Origin of the sequence: Rhizomicrobium sp. (assembly GCA_037200045.1) — a bacterium.
GTDB lineage: Bacteria > Pseudomonadota > Alphaproteobacteria > Micropepsales > Micropepsaceae > Rhizomicrobium.
Genome location: JBBCHM010000002.1, coordinates 191,403 through 214,132, shown reverse-complemented (window position 1 = coordinate 214,132; position 22,730 = coordinate 191,403). Strand labels below are relative to the sequence as shown.

Genomic DNA, 22,730 nt, shown 5'->3' with positions numbered 1-22,730 from the left:
AGCGTGCCCGCGCAATTTGAGGAACTTCGTCCATGGCAAAGGCAGCTACCGGCGTCGATCGGAGCACGACCAAGGTCTATCTCGTCGGCGGCGGAATCGCATCGCTGGCCGCGGCGGCCTTCATGATCCGCGACGGCGATGTCCTGGGCCACAACATCACGGTGCTGGAGGAACTCGGCGTGATCGGCGGCAGCCTCGACGGCTCCGGCTCGCCGCAAGACGGCTATGTGCTGCGCGGCGGCCGGATGCTCGAGAGCAAATATCTGTGCACCTACGAGCTGTTCTCCTCGATCCCGACGCTCGACGGCAGCAAGACCGTGACGCAGGAGATTTTCGCCTGGAACGAGACGATGAAGACCTCGTCCAAATCGCGTCTCGTGCGCGGCGGCCAGCGGCAGACCGCGCCCGAGTTCGGCCTCAGCGAAAAACACATTCTGGCGATCGAGCGCCTGGCGCTGGAGCCCGAGGCCCTGCTCGGCCGCACCAGCATCGCCGATCAGTTCGATGCCGCGTTCTTCGAGACCAATTTCTGGTTCATGTGGTGCACCACTTTCGCCTTCCAGCCCTGGCACAGCGCGGTCGAGTTCAAGCGCTATCTCGTGCGGTTCGCGCACATGGTTTCGGGTTTCGACCGGCTGCAGGGTATCATGCGGACCGTCTACAACCAGTACGACTCGATGGTGCGGCCCTTACGCAAATGGCTGGACGAGCGCGGCGTGGTGTTCGAGATGAACACCCGCGTGACCGATCTCGGCTATGGCGAGCGGGGCGGCGAGCAGGCCGTGACCCGCATTGCCTATGAGCGGGACGGCAAGAGCGCCGAAATCCTGGTCGGCGAAGGCGACTATGTCCTGGTCACGCTCGGCTCGATGACCGAGGCGTCCAGCCTCGGCGGCATGGACGCGGCGCCGGCCTTGCGCACCAAGACGGATGGCGGCGCCTGGACGCTGTGGGAGAAGATCGCCGCGGGCCGCCCCGACTTCGGACGCCCCTCGGTCTTCACCGACCATGTCGACCAGTCCAAATGGGTCTCGTTCACCACGACGCTGCGCGATCCGACCTTGCTGCGCCTCGTGCGGGACTTCACCGGCAACGTGCCGGGGGAGGGCGGGCTCATCACCCTCGCGGATTCCGCCTGGCTGGCCTCGATCGTCATCCCGCACCAGCCGCATTTCATCGGCCAGCCCGACGATGTCGCCGTCTTCTGGGGCTACGGCCTTTCCGTCGACAAGCCCGGGGACTTCGTCAAGAAGCCGATGGCGGCCTGCACCGGCCGCGAGATCATGACGGAGGTGCTGGGCCATCTGCGCATCGAAGCGGAGGCGCCGAAAATCCTGGAGACCTCCACCTGCATTCCCTGCATGATGCCGTTCATCACCAGCCAGTTCCTGGCGCGTGCCGCAGGCGACCGGCCACAGGTCCTGCCGAAGGGCTGGCGAAATCTCGCCTTCATGGGCCAGTTCTGCGAACTGCCGGAGGACGTCGTGTTCACCGTCGAATACTCGATCCGCTCGGCGCAGGCCGGCGTCTACGCGCTGCTCGGGCTGAAGCGCGAGCCGCCCGCCGTCTACCACGGCAAGTTCGACCCGCGCGTTCTCTACAAGGCGTTCCTGGCTCTACACGACATCCGCGCGTGACGCGGTGGCTGAGCGATAGCGCTCGGCCGCGTGGACCTGTGCGTAATTGGGCAGCATCGCCCGCCGCGCGGCATCGAGCGCCGCCCACTGGCCGGCGTCCGGCAAAGGCGGGATCGTCACCGTTTCGCGCCGGTCGAAGCCGACAAGCGCGGCGTCCACCAGTTCGCCGGTCTCCATGACGGCGGCCAGCGTGTTCACGTCGCGGCCGGAACGCTCCCAGATTTCGGTGCGCGTGGCGGCGGGAAGCACGGCCTGCACATAGACCCCCTTGGGGCCGAGTTCGAGATGCAGGCCCTGGGACAGGAACAGGACGAAAGCCTTGGTGGCGCCATAGACGGTCAAGCCATATTCCGGCGCCAGCCCGACGACCGAGCCGATATTGACGATCGCGCCCTGGCCGGCCGCCGCGAAGCGCAGCGCGACGGCGTTGGCAAGGCGCGTCACGGCCGTGATGTTCAGCGCGATCAGCCCTGCGACGTCGGCGCCGCTCTGGTGCAGGAAGTCGCCGGGCAGCGTGGCGCCCGCATTGTTGACGAGCACGCCGACGCGCGCGTCGTCGCGCAGCCGCGTCTCGACGCGCGCCAGATCCGATGCGTCGGTCAGGTCGGCCTGCTGCACGTCGACGCGGACGCCGGCTTCGCGGCGCAGGCGGTCGGCAAGCTGCTCCAGGCGCGAGACGTCGCGAGCCACCAGTACGAGGTCGTGTCCGCGATGGGCGAAGCGGTCGGCATAGACGGCGCCGATGCCGCTCGAGGCGCCGGTGACGAGGACGGTGGACTTGGCGGTCATGGGGCGTGCTCCTGCGATCGTATTCATGACGATGGTCATGATATTGTTTATATGATGGCCGTCATGTATATTCAAGGTGCTGGGAGAGAAGATGCGTGTGAGCCGCGAACAGGTGGCGCAAAGCCGCCGGACGATCGTCGAAGCCGCCGGCCGGCTGTTCCGCGAACGCGGCTTCGCGGCGGTCACGGTCGCCGAGATCATGAAAGCCGCCGGCCTCACCCATGGCGGCTTCTACGGCTATTTCAAATCCAAGGACGATCTCATCGCCCAGGCTCTCGCCGAGGCCCTGTCGAGCGCGGCGGGCCCGTCCGGCGATCTGGCGGACTACGCCGCCAAATACCTGTCGCCGGCCCATCGGGACAATCTCGCGGGCGGCTGCGCCATGGCGGCGCTGGCCTCGGAGACGATCCGCCAGGACGGCCGCGCCCGCGCGGCGATGACGGCCGGCCTCAAGCGGCAGATCGAGGATCTTAGCCGCGCCGCCGCCGGCGCGAACCCTGCCGACCGGCGCCGCGCGGCGATCGGAAGCTGGGCGGCGATGGTGGGAGCGGTTATCCTGGCGCGCATGAGCGACGATCCCCGCCTGTCCGGTGACATTCTCGATCAGACGCGCGCGTGGCTGGTCGCCAAGGATAGGAAGCCCAGCCGGCACAAGGCGAGATAGCGCGTGGCTGCCAAACGCCCCCGTCGCAAGTTCGGCGCTTCGCAGAAGGATCGGATTTTCTTCGCCGTTCTTCCCGATGCCGGCACCGCCGCGCGCATCCACGCCTTGGCATCCGATCTCAAGAGCAAAAACGGCCTCGACGGCACGCTGATATTGCCGGAGCATTTGCACATCACCCTGTTCCATCTCGGCGACTGGCACGCGCTGCCGACAGAAATCGTCGCACTCGCCGGCGAGGCCGCGGCGGAGGTTTCGGCCGCGCGGTTTGATGTCGCCTGCCGCCGCGTCGAGAGTTTCAGCAACCGGACGGGCGTCTATCCCTTCGTGCTGTTGGCGGAGCAGGGCACAACGCCGCTGCACGCATTCCAGCGGGCGCTCGGAGCGGCGTTGAAGAAGAACGGCCTCGGCGGCGCGACTCAGGGGGATTTCAAGCCGCATGTCACGCTGTTGCGCGACGAGACGCGCGTAAAGCCCGCCGCCGTCGAACCCGTCACCTGGACGGTGCGCGATTTCGTGCTGGTGCACAGCCTGCTCGGCCAGACCAAGCACGTGCATCTGGGGCGCTGGCCGCTCGGCGGCTGAGCCCTCACGCCTCGCCGCCGGCTTTCCATTCTGCTTGCGGCAGGCGCCAATAGATGCGGTCCTTGCGCGCCAGCATGCGGTGGCCGATCAGCTCGCGCCGCAGCGTGGCGCTGTCCCAGTGATGCGCCTGGATCGTCTCGTTGACCTCGGCTTCGGTGTAGCGGCGGTTGGCGGCGAAGTCGCGCATCAGCCAGCGCAGCACCGCGCCGCGTTTCTTCCGGCTTGCCGGAATCTGTTTCAGCGTCCCGTCCCTGGCGACGAAGCCTTGCAAGATCTTCGCATCGGACGCCTCGGCGCCGGCCGGCGCCTTGGCCTTCATCGCCGAAGGCTGCAGCACGCGCCGCGCCAGCTTCTCGAGCGCGTCGCGGTCGAGCGCGTGCCAGCGCGTGGTGCCCTCGGCCCGCGCGGTCACGATGCCTTGCGCCTTCAGGATCGCCAGATGATGCGACACGGTCGGCTCCTTGAGGCCGAGCGCCTCCGCCAGATCCTGCACGCTGCGCTCGCCGCCGGCCAGCAGGCCGATGATCTTGAGGCGGCTGTCATGCGCCATCGCCTTGAAGAATTCGAGCAGGGTCTCGGTCATCGCGCTCTCCTTTCATGGATGTCTAATTAGATATCCATCGAAATTCAAGCGGGCGCCGCTCGTTAGTGCATGATTTCGTAAGGCAGCGGCTCCCGGTCGATTTCCACGATCGCGTGCTGCACGCGGTTCCAGGCGCGAAAGCCTTCCATGTCGCCGCTTGCGAAGCAGCGTTCGGCGCGCTCCGACGCCGCGCTGGCCGCCCTCCCGGCATATTGTTTCTTCAGATCAAGCGCGGTGCGCCAAACGGTTGAGAGGTTCATGTAGGCAGTGTGCGCGGCGGCGCCTCGGCAAACCTTGCGTTTGATCAAGAACTCATTACGTAGAATCCACAATCGCCAATCATCGGGCCGAACAGCATCACGCCGCTGCCGCGCACATTGCCGACGGTGAATTGGAGCGATTCCGCGTCCTGCTCGCGCGCCCAGCGGATGCCGCCTTTCGCGTCGACGAAATACCCGTCCAGCGAAATGTTGTTGAAGACGCTCAGTCTGCGCATGGCGGCTGCGGAGAAAACGCAGACAAGAATATTGCCGTGCGTATCGGGACAACAGCGTTGCGACGGAGAGATGTTCTTGTTATGTTCTAGTGATGTTGCAAGCACGACCCCATCGCAAGTCATTGGATGCCGAGCGCGGCCGGGCCGACCGGCTTTTCTTTGCCCTGGTGCCGGATGCCGGCACCGCGGCGCGCGTGACGTCGCTTGCCGAAGATTTGAAACACGCCCGGGGATTCACCGGCCGGCTGATCAAGCCGGGGCATCTTCATGTCTCGCTGGTTTTCCTTGGCGACTGGGACGGCTTGCCGGGGTCCGTCCTTTCTCGCGCGCACGATGCGGCGCAAGGCGTGCGGGCACCGTCGTTTGTCATCACCCTCGATCGTGCGGTCAGCTTTCGAAGCGACGGAAACTATCCTTTCGTCCTTTTGGCCGGTGGCGACGACGCGCCGCTCAAGGCATTGCGCGCCTCGCTCGGTGCGGCGCTCGCCCGCCGCAAGCTCGGCCGCTTCGCGCGCGCGCCGTTCACGCCGCACATGACCTTGCTCTACGATGCCAAGGCCGCCGACGAAGCGCCCATCGCACCGATGTCCTGGACGGTGGCCGATATCGTCCTTGTGCACAGCCTCTTTGGCCAAAACCGGCATGAACATCTTGCGCGCTGGCCGCTCGGTGGCCATTAGAGGAGGCCACATGGCGATCACGCTCTACGGCATCAAGAACTGCGACACGATGAAGAAGGCGCGTGCCTGGCTCGACGGCCATGGCGTGGCTTACGCGTTCCACGACTACAAGACGCAAGGCATCGATCACGCGCATCTCGAGGCCTGGAGCAAGGAGCTTGGTTGGGAGGTCCTGCTCAACCGCGGCGGAACGACCTTTCGCAAACTGCCGGACTCGGAGAAGGAGAACCTTACCGAACGCAAGGCAGTCGCCTTGATGCTGGCGCAGCCGTCGATGATCAAACGTCCGGTGCTCGATCTCGGTAGCAAGCGGGTCGCGGGCTTCAAGCCTGAAATCTATGCAAGCACATTCGCGAAGCGATGACCGGATATCGCGTTTCATGCACAGGAAAGACGGCGGCGCGATGCGACGTTGACGCGTGCCGTGCGTTCGACGTGTTGCGGATGCGGCGCGGAAATAAATTACCTGTTCATAACGCCGCTGCGCGCTTGCCGCGACGAAGCTGCATCGCTTGATTCGACCGCTCGCGCCCGTTGGTCCGCGCGGGCGCCGGGGCCAGAAGAACAAGAAGAATGGAACACGAAGCTTACCGTCACGTCCCCTACGACATCGAGGTCGAGCAGGCTCTGCTCGGCGCGATGCTGGTCGACAATCACGCGATCGAGCGCGTCACTGCGATCCTGAAGGCGGAGGATTTCTACGATCCGCTGCATGCGCGCCTCTATGAGGTGATGCTGTCCTCGTCCGACCGCGGCGGCATGGTGCTGACGCCGTTGACGCTGCACGCCGCGATGAAGGCCGATCCCGGCCTGATCGAAGTCGGCGGCCACGCCTATCTCGCTGGCCTGGCGCAGGCGGCGCCCGCGATCCCGAACGTGCGCGACCTGGCGCGCATCCTGCGCGATCTTTCCGTGCGCCGCGCCCTGATCGGCATCGGCGAGGACATCGTCAATACCGCCTACGAGGCGCCGCACGACAAGCCGCCCAAAGCGCAGATCGAAGAGGCCGAAAAGGCGCTCTATCGCGTCAGCGAAACCTCCAAATACGGCGCCGGCCCGATCGATTTTGCCGAAAGCCTGCGCCGCACCGTGGAACTGGCCGAGAAGGCGCAGGCCCGGGGCGGGCGCATCTCGGGCCTGGCGACGGGCTTCACCGACATCGACTCGCTGCTCGGCGGCCTGCAGCCGTCGGACCTGCTCATCCTCGCCGGCCGTCCCGGCATGGGCAAGACCTCGCTCGCCACCAACATGGCGTTCCACACCGCGCGCGCCTATGTGCGCGACCTGGAAAGCGGCGCCGAGGTGCCGAGCGGCGCGCCGGTTCTCTTCTTCTCGCTCGAAATGGCGGCGCAGCAGCTCTCGGCGCGTATCCTGTCCGAGCAGACCGAGATCGAGATGTGGAAGATCCGCAACGGCAAGTTCACCGAGACCGAGTGGGAGCAGTTCGTGCTCGCCATGCAGGACCTCTCGACGCTGCCGCTCTACATCGACGACACCGGCGGCATCTCGGTGGCGCAGATCGCCGCGCGCGCCCGCCGCCTGAAGCGCGAGAAGAACATCGGTTGCGTTATCATCGACCATATCCAGCTCGTCGAAGGCACCGGCCGCGCGGAAAACCGGGTGCAGGAGATCACCGAGATCTCGAAATCGCTCAAGGTGCTCGCCAAGGAGCTCGACGTGCCGGTGATCGCGCTGTCGCAGCTTTCCCGTTCGGTCGACAGCCGCGACGACAAGCGTCCGGTTCTCTCCGACCTTCGCGAATCCGGCTCGATCGAGCAGGACGCCGACGTCGTGATGTTCGTCTACCGCGAGGAGTACTATCTCAAGACGCGCGAACCCGATCCTGGTTCGCCCGATCACGCCAAGTGGATGGAAAAGCTCGACCGCGCGACAAACCGGGCCGAGGTGCTGGTCGAGAAACACCGCCATGGCGCGACCAACAAGATCGACCTGCAATTCGATTCCCGCTTCACGCGGTTCTCCAACCTCGCCCCTGACGACGCGCGCGCCTAGCGCCGCGCGTGCGGGTCGTTGTCGGGGCAGTCGGCGTCATAGCCGTGCCAGGGATGCAGCCGCGCGCGGTCATCCGCCGCCGTCTCATGGTGATCCGCGCCGCCGCCATAGGCGCGGCCATAACCGTCGACCCAGCCGTTGCCGTGAGCCGCGCCGCCTCCAGCATAATCACCGCCGCCCATGACGTAGGACCGGCTGTCGCTGTGATAGTCGTAGGTCGCGACCGAGATTTCCGAATATTCGCGGCGCCACGCATAGCCATGGCCGCCGCCATAGACGTGGCGATCGCCGTGCCGGTGCCAGCGATGGCGCGGCGGGGGTGGCGTGTCGGCCTCGCCGGTGGGAGTCGGCGTCGCGGCCGGCGGCGTGGCGCAGTTGCAGCCGACCTTGGTGTCCTTCGCCGGACCGGTATTGATATCGCAGCCCGCGACCGTGAACACGGCCAGCGCCGCGGCCGCGGCCAGAATTATCCGCATGACAGCATCCTCAACGGCGCGGGCAAACGCACTTCGTTCACCGCGATTATGCAGGACCTGCCGGCCGAAAGGCGCGGATTTCGCGCGACTGGGTTAACGCACGGCCTCGACCCGGACGAAATCGGCTTCGCGCCGCGCCACGCTGGCGATCTGGCTGGGCAGCAGGCGCAGGTCGTAATAGGCCCGCACCATCTCGCGCTTGACGAGGCGCCAGCTGAAGTCGCGCTGGCCGGCCCGCCATTCGTCGATGTCGGTCTGGCCGCCGATCTCCTCGGACTGCCGGGCGATGGCCGGCGTCAGTTGATAGGGCCGCAGGCGCTCGGTCAGCGGCGAGTTGTTCGGGTTGAACAGCATATGGTCGACCGGCAGGGTCCAGGGCTCGTGCCAGGCCAGCAACTGCTCGGCGATTTCGCGCGTGAGGATGTAGGCCGCCGCGCCAGTGTGGCGCGACCGGAGCCGGCCGATCAGGCGGCCGCCGCCCGCGTCCACGACGTCGTCGAGCAACACGCGCTGGCTCTGCGGCCCATAGCGCTCGATCTTCAGCAAGCCGACCCCGGCCGGAATCCAGGCGGCGTCGGTGAGGAGCGGCGCCGCGTCGCCATCGATCGCCACATCGTCTTCCAGGATCAGGCCGTGGCTGTCGCCGGTCGAGAGGAACATGCTCCAGGCGCGCATATGGCTGAGGGTGCAGCATTTGTCGCCCTTGGGGATCGGGCCGAGCGGGCCGTCGCTGGCGAAGTTCCGGTCGGCGACGGCGTCCGGCATGTTCCGCGCGTCGATCGCGGAAACGAACTGGACCGCTATCGCGAGGTCCGACAATTGCTTGGACATTTTGAGCAATCGGTCGGGACGGCGGGCGAGATTTATGAGATATGCTTGCATGTCAGTCCGGTGCCTCTGACCCTGAGTGCCAGAAGACTTTTGTACGGCTCGGGTTCCTCAACCCTTCGCGCGGATTTCGACATTGTGTATGTCGGCGTAATGCTGCGACATCTCGCGACAAAAAACTTTTCGGAATCGCATAGGCTTAGGAAAGTTCCTTGCCGCGGACGGCGTCATCGGGCGTATCGGGCCGGCACATTTCGTAATCTTTCCCGAATCAGTTCTCACCACCTTTGAAGATATGTTCGCGACACGGGACATCACCACGGCCGAGATCAAGACGGCCCGCCGCACCGACCGCATCGCCATCTCGACGCCCGGCGATTTCCTGACCTCCACTATCCGGCCGTTCGACCGCGCCGGCGCGGACGGGCTGCTTCCTTATTGTCTCGATTTTCTCAGGCGGCGTTCGGTCTATGTCGGCGGCGTCGATGGCGAGGGCGCCCAGGCGGCGCCGTTCTATTATCTCTACCTTCGCCGCAACGCGACGCGCGTGGTGTCGGTCCCGTGGGAATCGGGCGCGCTCGCGCCGGGCGAGGCGCGCGCGCCGATCTTCCTCTTCTCGCCCGGCCGCTGCGGCTCGACGCTGCTGAGCCGGCTGCTGTTCGAGGCCGGGATCGCCAACGTGTCGGAGCCGGATTTCTATACCCAGGCAACGACGGCCTTGTGCGCCAGTCCGTTCAATCCGTTTCGCGCCATGGTCGCGGAGGCGGCGGCGGCGATGGGCGCCGACCTCGCAGCGGCGCTCGATCCGGTCCGGCCGCCAGTCGTGAAGCTGCGCGCCGAGTCCTGCCGCGCGCCCGACCTGCTGGTGCGTCCGCAGGAGCGTCGCACGATCTTCATGACGCGCGGCTTCGAGGCCTGGGCGCGCTCGAACGGACGCGCCTTTCGCAACGGGGCGCAAAAATCGGTGCGCAAATACCTGACCGCGATGTCGGGCTATGCCTGGGCGAAACGCAACGGCACTTGCCATGTGATTCATTATGAGCGTCTGTTGGCCGATCCGCCGGCCGAGGCGGCGGCGCTCGCCGCGTTTCTCGGCCGCGGCATTTCCGCCGAAGCGGTGGCGTCGAGCATGAAAGAAGATTCACAGAAGGATACGCCGCTCAGGCGCGGCGCGCGATCCGATCTTCCGGGCTGGGAACGCCGGTTCGACGCAACCATGGTGCTGTGGAATTCTGCTAAAGTACGTCGCGCGCGCGACGGCTTGGGCGCCGAAGAACTTTGCACCGGCTGAAGGGCCGGATCTGAGCAGGAATTGTTGTGACGGACAGTTCGGTCGATTCTGACGCGTTCGCCGGAATCCTGGCCGCGCACCCGCTCGCCGCCGCGCCCGACGACAAGCAGCGCACCTTGCGCCGCTGGCTCGCCGGCGCCGCGGTCCTGCTCGTTCATGTCCTGGCGCTCGTCATCGTCGCCTACAGCGTCCACACCCCGATCGTGCAGCGCATCCGCGAGACGATCCCCGAAGCGATCCTGTGGGTCCCGAAGCTGGAGCCGTTCCATCCGCCGAAGAAGGTCGCGCCGCCGGAGCCGGTCGAGGCCTTGCCGTTCGTCACCGCGCCGATCACCCTGCCGCCGGAGCCGAAGCGCGCTTTGCCGCCGCCGCCGAGCGAGGGACTGGAGGGCGTCGGCCGCTCGCTGGCATGCGGCGCCTCGAGCTATGAGAACCTGTCCGCCGCGCAGCGCGAGACCTGCCGCCGCCGCCCCTGGGCGTTCGTCAAGCGGCCGGACGGCACGATCGTTCTGGACGTGCCAAAGCCCGAAGCGCCGCCGACCGCCGCCGACATCGCGCGCCACGAACAGCAGACCCAGCCGACTTGTCCGCCGCTCGTCAATGTTCCTTGCCTGGGCGCGATCATACATGGCGATGGCGATCCGTTCGCGCGGCCGCGGAATTACTGAAAAACCCCTGCGACCGGGCAGGCTTTGACGCCGCCCCGGCACCCCGGCATTGTCCGGCCCATGAGCAATCCCGACTTCGAGGCGGCGCGCCTGACCGTGCGGTTGGACGCGATCGTGGCGAATTATCGCCTGTGCCAGCGGCTGGCTGGCCCGGCCGCCGTGGCGGGCGTGGTCAAGGCCGATGCCTATGGCATGGGCGCCGAGCCGGTCACGCGGGCCCTGTCGGCCGCCGGCTGCGACACCTTCTTCGTGGCACGCCTGGAAGAGGGCATCGCCCTGCGCGCGGTCGCGCCGTCGGCCCGCATCTTCGTCCTCGACGGCGCGGCGCCCGACACGGTGCCGGCCCTGATCGAGCATCGCCTGACGCCGGTGCTCAATTCGCTGGCAGAGATCGCCGGCTGGTCCGCCGCGGCGCGCGAGACCAGGACGGTGCTCGAAGCCGCGATCCATATCGACACCGGCATGAACCGTCTGGGACTTCCCGGCGACGAGCTTTCGGCGCTCGCCTCCGACTGGCGCAAACGCCTCGAAGGCCTGCGCATCGTGCTCTGGGTCAGCCATCTGGCCTGCGCCGATGACGTGGAAGCGAAGATGAACCGCATCCAGCTCGACCGCTTCAAGACCGCGCTCGCCATGCTGCCGCCGGCGCCGGCGAGCCTCGCCTCCTCGGGCGGCGTTCTGCTCGGCAAGGACTATGCCTTCGACATGGTGCGGCCGGGCATCGGGCTCTATGGCGGCAACGTTCAGCATGCGGCGCAAAATCCGTTCGCGGTCGCCGCCGTGCTCAGCGCGCGCGTGCTCCAGATCCGCCGAATTGACAGGGGTGACAGCGTTGGATACGGAGCCAGCTTCCGGGCGAAGCGGCCCACGGTGATTGCCACCGTGGCCTTGGGGTATGCGGACGGGGTGATGCGGGCCATCGGCAATCGCGGCGTTGCGGCCATCGCCGGCGTGCGCGCCCCGGTCGCGGGCCGCGTGTCGATGGACCTCGTGACGCTGGATGCGACCGATGTGCCGCTCGCCGCGCTCTCGACCGACGCGGAGGCCGAGTTCTTCGGCGATACGATCAGCCTCGAAGAGGTTGCAAGCGCCGCGGACACCGCGGCCTACGAAATTCTCACCGCGACCGCGCCGCGCGTGCCGCGCCGCTATACGGGCCAGGCGACATGAACATTTTCGCACCCATCGGCCGCGCCGTCCTCCTTCTCCTGGCGCAGATCGGCCGGCTGAGCCTGTTCACCTGGTCGGCGATCACCGGCATTTTCCGCCCGCCGATCTACTGGTGGCATATTCTGCGTCAGTTCCTGCTGATCGGTTATTTCTCGCTGCCCGTGGTGGGCCTCACCGCCTTCTTCACTGGCGGCGCGCTGGCGCTGCAGATCTATCTCGGCGGCAACCGCTATGGCGCGGAGTCTTTCGTGCCGCAGATCGTGGTGCTCGGCATCACGCGCGAATTGGGGCCGATCATCGCCGGGCTGATGGTGGCCGGCCGCGTCGCCGCCGCCATCGCCGCCGAGATCGGCACGATGCGGGTGACCGAACAGATCGACGCGCTGACGACGCTGGCCACGAACCCGATCAAATATCTCGTCGTGCCGCGGCTGGTCGCGGCGGTGATTTCCATGCCGGTCCTGGTTGCGGTCGCCGACATCATCGGCGTGATGGGCGGCTATGTCGTGGCGACGCAGACGCTGGGCTTCACCGGCGGCATCTATCTCAAGAACACCGTCGACTTCATGACCACCCAGGACGTGATGAGCGGCCTCTACAAGGCGGCGGTGTTCGGCTTCATCATCGCGCTGATGGGCTGCTACAACGGCTTCCATTCCAAGGGCGGCGCGCAGGGCGTGGGCGCCGCGACTACCAACGCGGTGGTGTCGGCCTCGATCCTGATCCTGGCCGCCAACTACGTCCTCACCTCCATCCTATTCAACAAATGACCCCGAAGATCGAGTTGCGCGGCGTCAAGAAGTCCTTCGGGCCCAAGGTGGTGCTGGACGGCATCGACCTCGTGCTGGAGCCCGGCCAGTCGCTGGTGGTGATCGGCGGCTCGGGCACCGGCAAGTCGGTGACGATCAAATGCGTGCTCGGCATCCTCAAGCCCGATGCGGGGCAGATCTTCGTCGACGGCAAGGAAGTCACCCATCTGCGCGGTCGGGCCCGCGACCAGATGCTGAAGAAGTTCGGCATGCTGTTCCAGGCCGCCGCGCTGTTCGATTCGCTCACTGTCTGGGAGAACGTCGCGTTCGGCCTGATCCAGGGCCGCGGCATGGCGCGCAAGCCGGCGCGCGAGATCGCGATCCAGAAGCTCGCCAAGGTCGGCCTCGGCGCCGAAGTGGCCAACCTGTCGCCGGCCGAATTGTCGGGCGGCATGCAGAAGCGCGTCGGCCTCGCCCGCGCCATCGCCGCCGATCCGGAGATCATCTTCTTCGACGAGCCGACCACCGGCCTCGACCCAATCATGGCCGACGTGATCAACAATCTGATCGTCGACACGGTGAAGGATGTCGGCGCCTCGACGCTGTCGATCACCCACGACATGACGAGCGCCCGCAAGATCGCCGACCGGATCGCCATGCTCTACAAGGGCAAGATCATCTGGAACGGCCCGACCAAGGACATCGACAACAGCGGCAATCCCTATGTCGACCAGTTCATCCACGGCCGCGCCGAAGGCCCGATCAAGATGGAAGTGAAGGCGTAAGGCCGTGGCGATCGGCATGGCGCGCGGTTTCGGGCGCGCGTAATGTAAAAAATACTTGACATTAAGTATGATATATATTACATCATGTCTCGAAATATAGACATGAAAGAGCCTTTCCATGGCATTTCGCGAGAAAACTGCGTGGATTTCGTTGCTGTCGACGCTGATCATCTACGGGCTCTATTTCTGGTCGGTCGTTCGCACCGGGCAGCAGATGGGCAGCTTCCATTTGGGCAGCCTCATCGGGACGATTGTCGCGCTGGTGATCGTTCAGGTCGCGCTGATCGTGGTTGCAGCGATCTTCTCGCCCAAGGACGCGCAGGCGCCGCGCGACGAACGCGAGAAGCTGATCGAGCTTCGGGCGATCCGCATCGGCTATTTCGGACTGGCGATGGGCGTTTTGTCGGTTTGCGCCGTCGGCGCGTTCTATCCGTCGGTCGTCTTCAACATCAATGCGTTGCTGTTTCTTCTCGTGGCGGCCGAGGCGCTGCGTCAGGCCGGTTCGATCGTTCAATACCGGCGCGGCGCCTGACATGGCCACGATACGGAACGAGATCCGGCGCCTGCGCTTCGAACATGGCGAGATGACGCAACAGCAACTGGCCGAAAGGATCGGCGTCACGCGCCAGACGGTGAACGCGATCGAGCAGGGCAAATACTCGCCGTCGCTCGAGGCCGCCTTCCGAATCGCCGCCGTGTTCGGCCAGCCGCTGGAGAGCGTGTTCCATTATTCCGAGGACAAGTAGGCCGCCTTGACAGGTGTGCTAGAACGGAATCATGGCCAAAGCCTCCTTCGTCTGCCAGTCCTGCGGCGCCGTCCATTCCAAATGGTCCGGGCGCTGCGAGGCGTGCGGCGGCTGGAACACCATCACCGAGGAAGGCGCCCCCGCGCCGATCGGCGCCGGCGCGGCCAAGCGCGTGCGCGGCCGCAAATTCGCGCTCGAAGACCTCAAGACCGAGGATGCCGCGCCGCCGCGCCGCGTCACCGGCATCGCCGAGTTCGACCGGGTCGCCGGCGGCGGCATCGTGCCGGGCTCGGCCCTGCTGATCGGCGGCGATCCGGGCGTCGGCAAGTCCACGTTGATCCTCCAGGCGCTGGCCTCCTTCGCGGCGAGGGGCGGCAGCGCGGTCTATATCTCCGGCGAGGAGGCGATGGCGCAGGTCCGGCTGCGCGCCGCGCGCATGGGCGTCTCCGACGTGCCGGTGGCGCTCGGCGCCGCCACCAATATCGAGGACATCCTCGCCACGCTGGAAGGCGGCAAGCGGCCCGACATCGTCGCCATCGATTCGATCCAGACGATCTGGACCGGTGCGCTGGAAGCGGCGCCCGGCACCATTGCCCAGGTACGCACCGCTTCCTTCGATCTCGTTCGCTACGCCAAGGCGTCGGGCGCCGCCGTGATTCTCGTGGGCCATGTCACCAAGGACGGCCAGATCGCCGGACCCAAGGCGGTCGAGCATCTGGTCGACGCGGTGCTCTATTTCGAGGGCGAGCGCGGTCATCACTTCCGCGTCCTGCGCGCGGTGAAGAACCGTTTCGGGCCGACCGACGAGATCGGCGTGTTCGAGATGACCGGCAAGGGCCTCGCCGAGGTCGCCAATCCGTCGGCGCTGTTCCTCGGCGACCGCAATTCGACTTCGCCCGGCACCGCGGTGTTCGCCGGGCTGGAAGGCACGCGGCCGCTGCTGGTCGAGATCCAGGCCCTCGTCGCCGCCGCCGGCTATGGCTCGCCGCGCCGCGCCGTGGTCGGCTGGGACACCGGGCGCCTCGCCATGATCCTGGCGGTGCTCGACGCGCGTGGCGGGGTCGGCATCAGCGCCTCCGACGTCTATCTGAACGTCGCCGGGGGCTTGAAAGTCGGCGAGCCGGCGGCCGATCTCGCGGTCGCGGCGGCGCTGGTCTCCTCCCATGCCGGCCAGGCGCTGCCGCGCGAAACCGTGTTTTTCGGCGAAATCAGCCTTTCCGGCGATGTGCGGCCGGCGCCGCAAGCCGAACTGCGCCTCAAGGAAGCCGCAAAGCTGGGCTTTTCCACCGCCGTGGTGCCGGCCGGCACCAAGATCGAGGGCGCGGGCCTGGCGCTTCGCCCCATACGGGATGTTACGGAGTTGATTGAGCTGTTTGGCACAGTCTCCGCGGCGCCGCGCCGTGGTACAATAAACGCATGAGTCTCGCCTTCTCCTTCGTCGATCTCCTGGTGGTGCTCGTCATTCTGGGGTCGGCGGCTTATGCGGCCTGGCGCGGCTTCGTGTCGGAAACCCTCGGCATCGTCGCCTGGGCGGCGGCGGCCTTCGCGTCGCTCTATCTCGGACCCTGGGTCGCGCGGCTGGCGCATTCGCTGATCGCGACGGACTGGATCGCGACCGTCGCCGGCTACGCCATCGTGTTCGTCGCCGTCTTTATTCCGATCCAATTCGCGAGCCACCGTTTCTCCGAAGGCGTGAAACGCTCGCCGGTCGGCCCGCTCGACCGCGTGCTGGGCGCGACCTTCGGCATCGTGCGCGGCCTCGCCATCCTCGGCATCGCCTATCTGGTGTTCACGGCCTTCGTGCCGATCCATTCCCAGCCCTATTGGCTGACCGGAGCGCGCTCGCTGCCGATGATCCAAAGCTCCGCCGAGGTGCTGCTGGCCCTGGTTCCCGACCGCGATCGCCGCGAGCCGGTCGCGCCGTCGTCCGGACCCAAGCCCACGAGCATCGACGATCTGCTGCGCGCCCCGGCCCATGTCGCGCATCCGGTCCATCCCGCGGCCAAGCCGGACGGCCGCAAGAAGCACAAAAAGGGCTATGGCGCCCAGGACCGCCATGCGCTAGACCGACTTTTCGAGGCGACTGGCAGTAACGGTAGCGGCAGCCGATGACCGGCCTTCCAAAAGGCGAAGATATTCAAGACGATAAGCTCCACGAAGAATGCGGCGTGTTCGGCGTTTTCGGGCACCCCGATTCCGGCGCGCTGACCGTCCTCGGCCTGCACGCGCTGCAGCATCGCGGCCAGGAAGCGGCCGGCATCGTCACCTATCACGACGGCCATTTCGTCTCGGAGCGCCATCCGGGCCTGGTCGGCGACATCTTCGGCGGCAAGAACGCCGGCCGCGCCCTCAATCTCAAAGGCTCCTTCGCCATCGGGCATAACCGCTATTCGACGGCGGGCGGTTCGGCGCCGCGCAACATCCAGCCGATGTTCGCCGATTTGACCGGCGGCGGCCTCGCGCTGGCCCATAACGGCAACCTCACCAATGCGCGCACGCTGCGCACCGAGCTGGTGGGCGAGGGCCGCATCTTCCAGTCGACCTCCGACACCGAGGTCATCATCCATCTGGCGGCGCGCAGCCACTACAAGCCGATCGTCGACCGGCTGATCGACGCGCTGAAACAGGTCGAGGGCGCCTATTCGCTGGTCGCGCTGACCTCCAAGAAGCTGATCGGCGTGCGCGATCCGTGGGGCGTGCGGCCGCTGGTGCTCGGCAAGCTCGACCAGGCCTATATCCTGGCGTCGGAGACCTGCGCCCTCGACATCATCGGCGCCGAGTTGGTGCGCGACGTGGCGCCGGGCGAGATGATCGTCATCACCAAGGACGGCATCGAAAGCTATCATCCGTTCCAGAAGCAGCCGAACCGCTTTTGCGTGTTCGAATACATCTATTTCTCGCGGCCCGATTCGGTGGTCGAGGGCCGCAACGTCTACGAGCTGCGCAAGCGCACCGGGGCGGAGCTGGCGCGCGAGGCGCCGGCCGGCGCCGACATGGTGATCCCGGTGCCCGATTCCTCCATTCCGGCGGCGATCGGCTACGCGGCGGAGGCCAAGCTGCCCTTCGAGCTCGGCATCATCCGCAACCATTATGTCGGGCGCACCTTCATCGAGCCGACCGACGGCATCCGCAATTTCGGCGTCAAGAAGAAGCACAATCCCAACCGCGCCACGCTGGCCGGCAAGCGGGTCGTGCTGATCGACGATTCCATCGTGCGCGGCACGACCTCCAAGAAGATCGTGCAGATGGTGCGCGACGCCGGCGCCGCCGAAGTGCATTTCCGCGTCGCCAGCCCGCCGACGGCGCATTCCTGCTTCTACGGCGTCGATACGCCCAACACCGCCGACCTGCTGGCGCACCAGATGGATGTCGAGGGCATGCGCCGGCTGATCGGCGCCGACAGCCTCGCCTTCATCACCATGGACGGGCTTTATCGCGCGATGGGCGAAGGCAAGCGCAACAACGGCGCGCCGCAGTTCTGCGATGCGTGCTTCTCGGGCGCCTATCCGATCGAGCTGACCGACATCACCGGCGGCGCCGGCCGCGGGCAGCTCTCGCTGCTGGCGGACGTGGCGTAGACACCTTTCCACTGTCATGGCCCGCGAATGCGGGCCACCCAGGTGACAACGCCAAAGTGTTGCAGTACATGGCGCGAAAGTTCTCCATCTCATTATAAAGGGCATGCCGTTTTCAACTGGGTGGCCCGCATTCGCGGGCCATGACAAGCGTGGGTGGTTGCGGCAGCGATGAACATGACCAAGCCTCTCGAAAACAAGATTGCCCTCGTCACCGGCGCATCGCGCGGGATCGGGTATTTCGCGGCGCTGGCGCTGGCCAAGGCCGGGGCGCATGTCGTCGCGCTCGCCCGCACCACGGGCGGTCTCGAAGACCTCGACGATGCGATCCAGAAGGCCGGCGGCACGGCGACCCTGGTGCCGCTGAACCTGCGCGACTTCGCGGCGCTCGACCGGCTCGGCCAGTCGATCCATGAGCGCTGGGGCAGGCTCGATGCCTTCCTCGCCAATGCCGGCTCGCTCGGCGTCCTGACGCCGCTGTCCCATCTGGAGCCCAAGGTGTTCCAGGAACTGGTCGAGACGAACATCATCGCCAATTGGCGGCTGATCCGCTCGCTCGATCCGTTGCTGCGCGCCTCCGATGCCGGGCGCGCGCTGTTCGTCTCGTCGGGCGCGGCGCGCAAGCACACGCCGTTCTGGGGCGGCTATGCGATGGCGAAGGCGGCGGTGGAATCGCTGGCGCTCACCTATGCCGCCGAATGCGCGACGACGAATGTGAAAGTGAACCTGCTCAATCCGGGCGCGATGCGCACGGCGATGCGCGCCAAGGCGATGCCGGGCGAGGATCCCGATACGTTGCCGAGGCCGGATGCGGTGGCGCCGCTCATCGTCGAACTCCTTTCGCCGTCGAACACCAAGAACGGCGAACTCGTGGCCTTCAGGGCCTGAGCGCCGGTCTCGATTCAATTGTGGGGATATGTGGGATTTGGTGCGTAGGCCGACTCGGTTCAAGGGGCGGTCGGAAATATTTCCGGCGCGCGTTCGAGAGCGGGTTATCCGACAGAGGATTCACGCGGAGCCGCGGAGAACGCGGAGGAATTCATTTTGCTGCGTGGATAAGTTTTTTCGCTGCGATGCGGCGAACGATATTTTGTTTCGGGGAAAATTATTTTTCGGAAGGTGTTTGAGCCCGCCTCACACAATCCCGGTGTCATGGCCCGCGAATGCGGGCCACCCAGGTGACGTTGCCTCCGGTGCCGGGTATCGGCCACCCCAATCCTGCAGAACCGGCGCAGACTTCAACTGGGTGGCCCGCATTCGCGGGCCATGACAGGGGAGGCGGACGGGGCGGAGAGGTCTAATCCTCCGCGTACGGATTCTTTCCGCCGCGCATCAGGAAGCGCAGGGCGGTGCCCTTGAGGCCGAACGCCTCGCGCAGGCCGTTGGTGAGATACCGGATGTAGTCCTCCGGCAGCGACTTCAACTGGTTGCCGAAGAGGGCGAAAGTCGGCGGGCGCGCCTTGACCTGGGTCATGTAGCGGATGCGCACGCGCCGGCCGCTGATCGCCGGCGGGGCGTGGCGCTCCAGGGCCTTCTCCAGGAAGCGGTTCAGCGCCGAGGTGCTGATGCGCTTGGTCCAGGCGGTGTGGGATTCGATCACCGCCGGTACGATGCGGTCGAGCCCCTCGCCGGTAAGCGCCGAAATGCCGACCAGCGGCGCGCCGGTCAGTTGCGGCAGCGAATGGTCGAGACGGTCGCGCAGATCGCCCACCGCGCCGGCGCGGTTCTCGATCAGGTCCCATTTGTTCGCCACGAACACCACGGCGCGGCCCTCGCGCTCGATGAGGTCGGCGATGGTCAGGTCCTGCTTTTCGAAGGCCTGCGTCGCGTCCAGCAGCACGATCACGCAATCGGCGAAGCGGATCGCGTCGAGCGTCGACGCCACCGACATCTCTTCCAGCGTGTGTCCGGCGGCGCGCGCCTTGCGGCGCAGGCCCGCCGTGTCGTGCAGCACGAAGTCGCGGCCGTCGGCGTGCCAGGCCGCCGCGATGGCGTCGCGCGTGATGCCGGCCTCGGGTCCGGTCAGCGTGCGCTCCTCGCCGAGCAGGCGGTTGAACAGGCTCGACTTGCCGACATTCGGCCGGCCGACGATGGCGAGCCGGATCGGCCGCGCCAGCGCTTCGTCGTCGGTTTCCTCGATCGGCGCACCCTCGTCCTCGTCGTCCTCGGGATAGACGGTGGGCGCGATGTATTGCGACAGCGCCTCTTCCAGCGCGCCGAAGCCGAGCGTGTGCTCGGCCGAGACCGCGACCGGCTCGCCGAAGCCGAGCGAATAGGCCTCGTTGTAGCCGTCGTCGCTGGCGTGGCTCTCGCATTTGTTGGCGACCAGGATCACCGGCTTGCCGGATTTGCGCAGCGCCTGCGCCACCGCTTCGTCGCCGGTGGTCACGCCGGCCTTGGCGTCGATCACGAACAGCGTCGCGTCGGCGTCGGCGATCGCGGCCTGGCTCTGCGCCGTCATGCGGCCGGCCAGGGTCTCGGGCGCTTCGTCCTCGAAGCCGGCGGTGTCGATGACGCGGAAGGCGAGCGCGCCCAGCGATGCATCGGCCTCGCGGCGGTCGCGCGTCACGCCGGGGGTGTCGTGCGTCAGCGCGAGCTTGCGGCCCACCAGCTTGTTGAACAGCGTCGACTTGCCGACATTCGGCCGGCCGATGATGGCGAGGGTGAAGGACATCGAACACTCTTTGTCATGGCCCGCGACTGCGGGCCACCCAGGTGACACATACTCCCAATTGGAAGTGGGGGCAGTGCCAATATTTCAACGAAGGCGCCCGCTGCAACTGGGTGGCCCGCAGTCGCGGGCCATGACAGCGGGGAGGGCTACCTGAGCGCCACCAGTTGCGCGTCGGCGGTGTAGACATAAAGCGTGCCGTCGGCGACCACCGGGGCGATATAGGTTCCCGACGGGATCTCCATCCGCCCGATGAGCTGGCCGGTATAGGGCGACAGCGCCGCCGCGACGCCGTTCGAGGACACCGCGATCAGCCGGTCGGAGACCAGCACAGGGCCTGCCCATACGATCGGTCCGTGCTTGTCCTCGGCATCCTCCCAGCGCTGGAGCTGGTGGATCCACTTCACCTTACCCTCCTTGCGGGTCAGGCAGATGATCTGCTCGTCGGTCGTCAGCACATAGACATAGTCGCCCGCGACCCAGGGCGTCTGGATACCGCCGATGTCGCGCGACCACAGCCGGTCGCCGGTGTTCAGGCTGATCGCCGCCATGACGCCCGAATGGCTGATGGCGAAGACGATGTCGCGGTCCACCACCGGGCGGCCGGCGATGTCGTCGAGCTCGGACAGCGCGGTCGGCGCGCCGGAATGGGTCAGCATGTCGTTCCAGGCCGGGCGGCCGTTCTGCACCCGCAAGGCGTAGATCTCGCCCGACGAGTAGGGCGCCATGACGTATTCGCCCGCCACCGCCGCGCTGGTGCTTTCCAGGATCGCGGCGGATTCGGAGATGCCCTGGTGGTCCCAGAGCCGGCGGCCATCGGCCTGCGCCAGCGCGAAGAAATGGTTGTCGTAGGACGACACGAAGACGCGTCCGCCATTGGCCGACGGCGCGTTCACGATCGGCACGGCGAGGTCCTGTTTCCACAGCACTTTGCCGCTGCGCGCGTCCATCGCGATGACTTCGCCGAAGCCGCTGGTGGCGAACAGCTTGCCGTCGTCATAGGCGACGCCGCCGCCGAAGCCCTTGGACGGATCGATCTTGTTGCCGGCGCCGAACAGGCCCCAGAGGTTGAGCCAGTTTATGTCGCGGTCGACCGGCGCGATGGATCGGTCCCACACGGGATTGCCGGTCTTGGCGTCGTAGACGAAGACATGGGCGGCGGCGTCGAGCACATAAATCCGTCCGTCGGCGACCACCGGCGGCGCGGTCAGGCGCGAGGAGGTGTCGGAGCCCTTGCCGGCATCCTGCTGCCACAAGACGCGCAGCGGCCCGGGCGCGTCCAGGTGATACATCGCGTTGGAGGCATAGCCGCCGGGCTCGGGCCAGTCGGCGTTCTTGTAGGGCGCCGGAAGCAGCACCGGCACGTCCTTGAGCGAATCGTCGATGCGCAGCGTCTCGTCGATGGTCATCACCGAGATGCGCTCGCCGCGCAGCTTGGACTTCTTGCCGTTGGACTCGAACCAGTTGCTCACCGTGTCCATGACCATGCAGCTCGACGCGAACAGCGCGACCGTCAGGACGATGGCGAGATTGCGGACCTGTCTGGCGTTCATGGCTGGGGCGTACCGGTTGGCGGCGCGTCGGGCCCGCCGGCCGGCGGCGGCGCGGCCGGGACGGGCGGGGGCACCGTGCCGTAATTCCGCATGCCGCCTTCCTTGAGGAACGCGGCCATGGCGGCGGCGCGGCGGCGCATCGGCTCGGCGGCGTCCTTGTCGTCGGCCAGCGCCTGGAATTCCTTCTGGGCATCGGCGATGGCGCCGGACCGGTAATCGGCGAAGGCCAGGATCTCGGCCGCGGCGGGACGCCAGGGGCTGGCCGGATCGGTGAGCGGCGCCAGCAGGGCCGCGAGGTCGCCGTGGGGCATGGTCTCCACGCTGGCCCAGCCGGCGCGGATCAGGGCGACGCCGCGCAGCGGGCCCGAATCGTCGGCGGCGACCGCCTTGTAGATCTGCACCGCCTCGTCGCGGCGGCCGGCGCGGACCAGCGCGCCGGCTTCCGACAGCCGGGCGATTTCGGCATAGCCCTTGGGCGCGTCCCGGGCGACGACGGCGAGGGCCGGATTGGCGCGGGCGAAATCGCCGCTCTCCGCCAGGTCCTGGGCCGCGATCAGGGTCTCCGACGCCTTGAGGCTCTGGTTGGTCTCGTAGCGCTGCCACAATTCGTAGCCGGCGATGGCGATGACGATCAGGGCGACGACCGCGATCACATAGTCGCCATACTGCTTCCAGAGCTGCTCGAAGCGCTCGCGGCGGACTTCCTCCTCGACTTCGCGGAAGATGTCGCTCACTGGAAAATCCTCGTTAACGGGGGCGGCGGCGGGCCCAAAT

General features: G+C 66.7%; 26 protein-coding genes. 17 read left to right on the top strand and 9 right to left on the bottom strand.

Annotated features, from left to right (window positions below; genetic code table 11):
• Nucleotides 1-32: 32 nt before the first annotated feature.
• Nucleotides 33-1,637, top strand: a complete 1,605-nt coding sequence (locus WDM86_16380) for an oleate hydratase (protein ID MEI9991608.1) — start codon at nucleotides 33-35, stop codon at nucleotides 1,635-1,637.
• Here the strand turns inward: WDM86_16380 and WDM86_16375 are convergent.
• On the bottom strand, nucleotides 1,617-2,426 hold the full coding sequence (locus tag WDM86_16375; GenBank protein ID MEI9991607.1) for an SDR family oxidoreductase: 810 nt from the start codon (nucleotides 2,424-2,426) through the stop codon (nucleotides 1,617-1,619). The genes WDM86_16380 and WDM86_16375 overlap by 21 nt on opposite strands.
• Nucleotides 2,427-2,523: 97 nt before the next feature.
• Here WDM86_16375 and WDM86_16370 point away from each other — a divergent pair, with 97 nt between their 5' ends.
• Nucleotides 2,524-3,090 (top strand): helix-turn-helix domain-containing protein, encoded by a 567-nt coding sequence (locus tag WDM86_16370; GenBank protein MEI9991606.1) that lies wholly within the window; start codon nucleotides 2,524-2,526, stop codon nucleotides 3,088-3,090.
• 3 nt (nucleotides 3,091-3,093) lie between these two features.
• On the top strand, nucleotides 3,094-3,672 hold the full coding sequence (gene thpR, locus WDM86_16365; GenBank protein ID MEI9991605.1) for an RNA 2',3'-cyclic phosphodiesterase: 579 nt from the start codon (nucleotides 3,094-3,096) through the stop codon (nucleotides 3,670-3,672).
• Nucleotides 3,673-3,676: 4 nt separating this feature from the next.
• Here thpR and WDM86_16360 read toward each other — a convergent pair whose 3' ends face one another.
• From WDM86_16360 to WDM86_16350, 3 genes are all read right to left on the bottom strand, one after another.
• Entirely contained in the window at nucleotides 3,677-4,255 is a 579-nt protein-coding gene (locus WDM86_16360) for a metalloregulator ArsR/SmtB family transcription factor (GenBank protein MEI9991604.1), read from the bottom strand.
• 62 nt (nucleotides 4,256-4,317) lie between these two features.
• Nucleotides 4,318-4,563, bottom strand: coding sequence for a hypothetical protein (locus tag WDM86_16355; protein MEI9991603.1), 246 nt, complete (start codon nucleotides 4,561-4,563; stop codon nucleotides 4,318-4,320).
• Complete coding sequence (locus WDM86_16350; GenBank protein ID MEI9991602.1) at nucleotides 4,560-4,856, bottom strand: hypothetical protein; 297 nt, start codon at nucleotides 4,854-4,856, stop codon at nucleotides 4,560-4,562. Before WDM86_16350 ends, WDM86_16355 begins: the two co-directional genes overlap by 4 nt.
• 17 nt (nucleotides 4,857-4,873) lie before the next feature.
• Here WDM86_16350 and WDM86_16345 point away from each other — a divergent pair, with 17 nt between their 5' ends.
• The 3 genes from WDM86_16345 (at nucleotide 4,874) to WDM86_16335 (ending at nucleotide 7,444) form a co-directional block, all read left to right on the top strand.
• Complete coding sequence (locus WDM86_16345) at nucleotides 4,874-5,431, top strand: 2'-5' RNA ligase family protein (protein ID MEI9991601.1); 558 nt, start codon at nucleotides 4,874-4,876, stop codon at nucleotides 5,429-5,431.
• 10 nt (nucleotides 5,432-5,441) lie between these two features.
• Nucleotides 5,442-5,795 (top strand): ArsC family reductase, encoded by a 354-nt coding sequence (locus WDM86_16340; protein MEI9991600.1) that lies wholly within the window; start codon nucleotides 5,442-5,444, stop codon nucleotides 5,793-5,795.
• Between the two features lie 209 nt (nucleotides 5,796-6,004).
• A complete protein-coding gene (locus WDM86_16335) occupies nucleotides 6,005-7,444 on the top strand; it encodes a replicative DNA helicase (GenBank protein MEI9991599.1) in 1,440 nt (479 codons plus the stop codon).
• On the opposite strand, the gene WDM86_16330 is transcribed toward WDM86_16335, so the two are convergent.
• Together WDM86_16330 and WDM86_16325 are read right to left on the bottom strand one after the other, a co-directional pair.
• The gene (locus tag WDM86_16330; protein ID MEI9991598.1) at nucleotides 7,441-7,920 is read right to left on the bottom strand and encodes a hypothetical protein; all 480 of its coding nucleotides are present in this window, start codon (nucleotides 7,918-7,920) and stop codon (nucleotides 7,441-7,443) included. The genes WDM86_16335 and WDM86_16330 overlap by 4 nt on opposite strands.
• A 93-nt stretch (nucleotides 7,921-8,013) precedes the next feature.
• Nucleotides 8,014-8,802: a glycosyltransferase family 25 protein gene (locus tag WDM86_16325; GenBank protein MEI9991597.1), complete on the bottom strand. Its 789-nt coding sequence runs from the start codon at nucleotides 8,800-8,802 to the stop codon at nucleotides 8,014-8,016.
• A 241-nt stretch (nucleotides 8,803-9,043) separates the two neighbouring features.
• Here WDM86_16325 and WDM86_16320 point away from each other — a divergent pair, with 241 nt between their 5' ends.
• The 11 genes from WDM86_16320 (at nucleotide 9,044) to WDM86_16270 (ending at nucleotide 18,620) form a co-directional block, all read left to right on the top strand.
• Nucleotides 9,044-10,039, top strand: a complete 996-nt coding sequence (locus WDM86_16320) for a hypothetical protein (GenBank protein ID MEI9991596.1) — start codon at nucleotides 9,044-9,046, stop codon at nucleotides 10,037-10,039.
• Between the two features lie 26 nt (nucleotides 10,040-10,065).
• Complete coding sequence (locus WDM86_16315) at nucleotides 10,066-10,707, top strand: hypothetical protein (GenBank protein MEI9991595.1); 642 nt, start codon at nucleotides 10,066-10,068, stop codon at nucleotides 10,705-10,707.
• A 60-nt stretch (nucleotides 10,708-10,767) separates the two neighbouring features.
• On the top strand, nucleotides 10,768-11,877 hold the full coding sequence (gene alr, locus WDM86_16310; GenBank protein ID MEI9991594.1) for an alanine racemase: 1,110 nt from the start codon (nucleotides 10,768-10,770) through the stop codon (nucleotides 11,875-11,877).
• Nucleotides 11,874-12,647 carry an ABC transporter permease gene (locus WDM86_16305; protein MEI9991593.1) on the top strand — a complete coding sequence of 258 codons (774 nt, stop codon included), beginning with the start codon at nucleotides 11,874-11,876 and terminating at the stop codon, nucleotides 12,645-12,647. The genes alr and WDM86_16305 overlap by 4 nt, the downstream gene beginning before the upstream one ends.
• Nucleotides 12,644-13,411: an ATP-binding cassette domain-containing protein gene (locus WDM86_16300; protein ID MEI9991592.1), complete on the top strand. Its 768-nt coding sequence runs from the start codon at nucleotides 12,644-12,646 to the stop codon at nucleotides 13,409-13,411. The genes WDM86_16305 and WDM86_16300 overlap by 4 nt, the downstream gene beginning before the upstream one ends.
• A 118-nt stretch (nucleotides 13,412-13,529) precedes the next feature.
• Complete coding sequence (locus WDM86_16295) at nucleotides 13,530-13,943, top strand: hypothetical protein (protein ID MEI9991591.1); 414 nt, start codon at nucleotides 13,530-13,532, stop codon at nucleotides 13,941-13,943.
• A 1-nt stretch (nucleotide 13,944) separates the two neighbouring features.
• Nucleotides 13,945-14,157 carry a helix-turn-helix transcriptional regulator gene (locus tag WDM86_16290; protein ID MEI9991590.1) on the top strand — a complete coding sequence of 71 codons (213 nt, stop codon included), beginning with the start codon at nucleotides 13,945-13,947 and terminating at the stop codon, nucleotides 14,155-14,157.
• A 31-nt stretch (nucleotides 14,158-14,188) separates the two neighbouring features.
• Nucleotides 14,189-15,577 carry a DNA repair protein RadA gene (gene radA, locus WDM86_16285; protein ID MEI9991589.1) on the top strand — a complete coding sequence of 463 codons (1,389 nt, stop codon included), beginning with the start codon at nucleotides 14,189-14,191 and terminating at the stop codon, nucleotides 15,575-15,577.
• On the top strand, nucleotides 15,574-16,269 hold the full coding sequence (locus WDM86_16280; protein MEI9991588.1) for a CvpA family protein: 696 nt from the start codon (nucleotides 15,574-15,576) through the stop codon (nucleotides 16,267-16,269). The genes radA and WDM86_16280 overlap by 4 nt, the downstream gene beginning before the upstream one ends.
• 56 nt (nucleotides 16,270-16,325) lie before the next feature.
• Nucleotides 16,326-17,735 (top strand): amidophosphoribosyltransferase, encoded by a 1,410-nt coding sequence (gene purF, locus WDM86_16275; GenBank protein ID MEI9991587.1) that lies wholly within the window; start codon nucleotides 16,326-16,328, stop codon nucleotides 17,733-17,735.
• Nucleotides 17,736-17,909: 174 nt separating this feature from the next.
• Nucleotides 17,910-18,620: an SDR family NAD(P)-dependent oxidoreductase gene (locus tag WDM86_16270; protein MEI9991586.1), complete on the top strand. Its 711-nt coding sequence runs from the start codon at nucleotides 17,910-17,912 to the stop codon at nucleotides 18,618-18,620.
• A gap of 409 nt (nucleotides 18,621-19,029) precedes the next feature.
• Here WDM86_16270 and der read toward each other — a convergent pair whose 3' ends face one another.
• The 3 genes from der to WDM86_16255 all read right to left on the bottom strand — a co-directional run bounded on the left by der (nucleotide 19,030) and on the right by WDM86_16255 (nucleotide 22,690).
• Nucleotides 19,030-20,406 (bottom strand): ribosome biogenesis GTPase Der, encoded by a 1,377-nt coding sequence (der, locus tag WDM86_16265; protein ID MEI9991585.1) that lies wholly within the window; start codon nucleotides 20,404-20,406, stop codon nucleotides 19,030-19,032.
• 146 nt (nucleotides 20,407-20,552) lie between these two features.
• Nucleotides 20,553-21,956, bottom strand: a complete 1,404-nt coding sequence (locus WDM86_16260) for a PQQ-binding-like beta-propeller repeat protein (GenBank protein MEI9991584.1) — start codon at nucleotides 21,954-21,956, stop codon at nucleotides 20,553-20,555.
• Nucleotides 21,953-22,690 (bottom strand): tetratricopeptide repeat protein, encoded by a 738-nt coding sequence (locus tag WDM86_16255; GenBank protein ID MEI9991583.1) that lies wholly within the window; start codon nucleotides 22,688-22,690, stop codon nucleotides 21,953-21,955. Before WDM86_16255 ends, WDM86_16260 begins: the two co-directional genes overlap by 4 nt.
• Nucleotides 22,691-22,730 lie beyond the last annotated feature (40 nt).

Excerpts from the sequence above, each read along its gene's own strand:
- WDM86_16340 (MEI9991600.1), top strand. The coding sequence starts at position 5,442 with ATGGCGATCACGCTCTACGGCATCAAGAACTGCGACACGATGAAGAAG.
- WDM86_16325 (MEI9991597.1), bottom strand. The coding sequence starts at position 8,802 with ATGCAAGCATATCTCATAAATCTCGCCCGCCGTCCCGACCGATTGCTC.
- WDM86_16335 (MEI9991599.1), top strand. The coding sequence starts at position 6,005 with ATGGAACACGAAGCTTACCGTCACGTCCCCTACGACATCGAGGTCGAG.
- radA (MEI9991589.1), top strand. The coding sequence starts at position 14,189 with ATGGCCAAAGCCTCCTTCGTCTGCCAGTCCTGCGGCGCCGTCCATTCC.
- WDM86_16320 (MEI9991596.1), top strand. The coding sequence starts at position 9,044 with ATGTTCGCGACACGGGACATCACCACGGCCGAGATCAAGACGGCCCGC.
- WDM86_16380 (MEI9991608.1), top strand. The coding sequence starts at position 33 with ATGGCAAAGGCAGCTACCGGCGTCGATCGGAGCACGACCAAGGTCTAT.
- WDM86_16375 (MEI9991607.1), bottom strand. The coding sequence starts at position 2,426 with ATGACCGCCAAGTCCACCGTCCTCGTCACCGGCGCCTCGAGCGGCATC.
- WDM86_16260 (MEI9991584.1), bottom strand. The coding sequence starts at position 21,956 with ATGAACGCCAGACAGGTCCGCAATCTCGCCATCGTCCTGACGGTCGCG.
- WDM86_16280 (MEI9991588.1), top strand. The coding sequence starts at position 15,574 with ATGAGTCTCGCCTTCTCCTTCGTCGATCTCCTGGTGGTGCTCGTCATT.
- alr (MEI9991594.1), top strand. The coding sequence starts at position 10,768 with ATGAGCAATCCCGACTTCGAGGCGGCGCGCCTGACCGTGCGGTTGGAC.
- WDM86_16270 (MEI9991586.1), top strand. The coding sequence starts at position 17,910 with ATGACCAAGCCTCTCGAAAACAAGATTGCCCTCGTCACCGGCGCATCG.
- WDM86_16290 (MEI9991590.1), top strand. The coding sequence starts at position 13,945 with ATGGCCACGATACGGAACGAGATCCGGCGCCTGCGCTTCGAACATGGC.
- WDM86_16360 (MEI9991604.1), bottom strand. The coding sequence starts at position 4,255 with ATGACCGAGACCCTGCTCGAATTCTTCAAGGCGATGGCGCATGACAGC.
- WDM86_16295 (MEI9991591.1), top strand. The coding sequence starts at position 13,530 with ATGGCATTTCGCGAGAAAACTGCGTGGATTTCGTTGCTGTCGACGCTG.
- der (MEI9991585.1), bottom strand. The coding sequence starts at position 20,406 with ATGTCCTTCACCCTCGCCATCATCGGCCGGCCGAATGTCGGCAAGTCG.
- WDM86_16330 (MEI9991598.1), bottom strand. The coding sequence starts at position 7,920 with ATGCGGATAATTCTGGCCGCGGCCGCGGCGCTGGCCGTGTTCACGGTC.
- WDM86_16300 (MEI9991592.1), top strand. The coding sequence starts at position 12,644 with ATGACCCCGAAGATCGAGTTGCGCGGCGTCAAGAAGTCCTTCGGGCCC.
- WDM86_16305 (MEI9991593.1), top strand. The coding sequence starts at position 11,874 with ATGAACATTTTCGCACCCATCGGCCGCGCCGTCCTCCTTCTCCTGGCG.